The organism is Candidatus Cloacimonas sp. (assembly GCA_035403355.1).
Classification (GTDB): Bacteria; Cloacimonadota; Cloacimonadia; order Cloacimonadales; family Cloacimonadaceae; genus Cloacimonas.
The window spans coordinates 1-2,442 of record DAONFA010000060.1 but is presented as its reverse complement, the minus strand read 5'-3'; the positions used below and the strand labels follow the sequence as shown (position 1 = coordinate 2,442).

The following is a 2,442-nucleotide window of genomic DNA, read 5'->3' as shown; positions in this document are numbered from 1 at the left end:
ACGATATCATACGGATCAAGATGATATTTATCTTTCAGCAGAAAATGCGTGTAACAAAGCAGCTTAAGCCGTTTTAGGGAGAAATCCTCCGGCTCGTTTTCAAATAATTTGCTAACTCGTTGCCAGGAAAGAGCAAGAAGTTCTTCTGCACTTAAACCGTTTTTTTGTAAAAAAGCATTCACTACGATACTTTGCTGCTTTGTCATTGCATCCGGGTGCATAATGTAGATGAGAACATCTTCCGGAATCATATCCTGGAGTAATTTATAATCCAGATTCGTCCAATATTCCAGTATCCTCTGAATTAAAAGCAGATGAGTGTTATTGCTTTCGGTGTGAATCTGTTTCCGCAAAAAGTGCATTAACAAATCTTTTCTTTGCCCCAATTCATCCAGGGAAGTAGTAATATCTCTAATTTCTCCTTCCGCTCCAATTTCATTGAAGAAAACAGGGAACATTTTTAAAAGGTGTTTGGTTTGCACTACCAAGGGTTTAAAATCCGAATTCAGGAATGCCGAAACATCTTTCTGAAAGAGGTCGGTATCGGAAATAAAAACCCCTTTGCGGCTTAAACTGATAATTAAATAGGCAAGCAGGTCTTTACACATTAAAGGATCAATGGCAATCAGTTCAAGCAGCATCCGCAGATGTTTGATATGATTTTTATCCACATCCATCTGCCAGTCCTTGTCTATCTTTATTTTCCCCGGTGCGGTGAATTCCAGCTCCATAATTTTGGGCAGCAGATGTTGACAGTGCTTTTTGTTTTTGCGGGAAAGCACTGTTTTGCCAATAGTTAAAATGCAATCCAGCACAATGGAAAGATGGGTTTCCTTAAATTCAAAAAGGGTAGCAAAAATGGAATCCAGCATTTGCGGAACTTCATCTTCCGAGAGCTCGTTTTCCAAATCGGAAAGCTGACGGTTCAAATCCCAAAGCAAATGATTCCGTAAATCCTCCATTCCCTCTAACCCCAAAAGATAAAAGATAAATTTTATGCGTAAAGTAAGAGTGTTAAATTTACAAATGGTTTCCCGCAGCAGAACAGCAATATCGGAAAAGGAAGGAACATCCTGTAAGGATTCAAAATTCTGCCTGGTTTCCAGCTCGCTAAGCCATTGCTGGAAAAACTTTTTGCCTATAGCAGAGGATAGCGTTTCTATATCGGCTTCATTTTCTGCACTGTTTTTTCTATACCAATTCTCTAAATCGGTTGTATTCTGCCAAAACACCAAGCCCTCGGTTAGGAGCTCTTTCAGCATCTTAAAACAGCTTTCGTTGCAGTTATAAACCTGCATCAGATTTGTTAAGCATTTTCGGAAGGCACCGTTTAAAGGAATAAAAAGGTCTCTGCTTCTATTTTGCCAGTTATTCAGAGCTGTTAGTAAATAGGAGAAAACACTTTCCGGAACACCTTCGCTGCGACTTAAAGCAGAAATAAAATCCAGATATTCAACAATGATTCGCTTCTCCTGCAAGGGCTTACTGCATTTCTGCGCTGCCAGAAGATACAAATCCCCTATCACGGATAAGGTTTTTTCCTTTTCCGGTAATTGAACATAGAACCATAAATCCCCTAAAATGCATTGCCGGATAAGGGTTGCAACGGCTTCCGGATTGGTATAGGGATGATACAGTTCCTCCAGAAAATTCCGGCAGCGTTGCTTGATGCCAAAGTTTCCTTCCGTTAAGGAAAGTAACCATATTGCCTGCTCGTCAAACACTATTTCGGCTACTTTAGTAACTGCCAGATTTTCTGCTAATGCCTTAGATTTAAGGGTTTCCAAAATTTAACCTCGCTGCTTTCTGAATAGCTAAGCATACATAAGTTCTTAAATAATTATTGCTTAGTTTCTGTCAAGCAGTTTGTAGCCAAGTTGGATAACAAGGATTTAAGGATAAGGATTTTAGAAACAAGGATTTCAGGATTTAAGGATTAAGAGGATTTTAATAGCTCTAAGATGAACAGGATTGAAGGGATTTTAAGGGATTTAATAGCTCTGGATTAAAAAGGATTGAAGGGATTTTAAGAGATTTAATAGCTCTGGGATGAACAGGATTGAATGGATTTTATGGATTTAATAGCTCTGGATTAAAAAGGATTGAATGGATTTTAAGAGATTTAATAGCTCTGGATTAAAAAGGATTGAACGGATTTTAAGGATTTAATAGCTCTGGATTAAAAAAGGATTGAAGGGATTTTAAGGATTTAATAGCTCTAAGATGAACAGGATTGAATGGATTTTAAAGGTTTTAATAGCTCTGGATTAAAAAGGATTGAAGGGATTTTAAGGGATTTAATAGCTCTGGATTAAAAAGGATTGAAGGGATTTTAAGGGATTTAATTGGTTTGGAGTAACTTGTGTAGTCGGAGGACGCCGTTCTTGGTACCGGCGGACGCCGTTCCGCCGTTTTTATTCGGCGCTACAGCGAGCGCCGGTA

1 protein-coding gene is annotated in these 2,442 nt (G+C 38.6%); it reads right to left on the bottom strand.

Going from position 1 to position 2,442, the window contains the following annotated elements; translation table 11 throughout:
• Nucleotides 1–1,787 (bottom strand): pyruvate phosphate dikinase (locus tag PLE33_09140; GenBank protein HPS61403.1); only part of this gene is annotated, 1,787 nt, incomplete at its 3' end.
• Nucleotides 1,788–2,442: the final 655 nt, after the last annotated feature.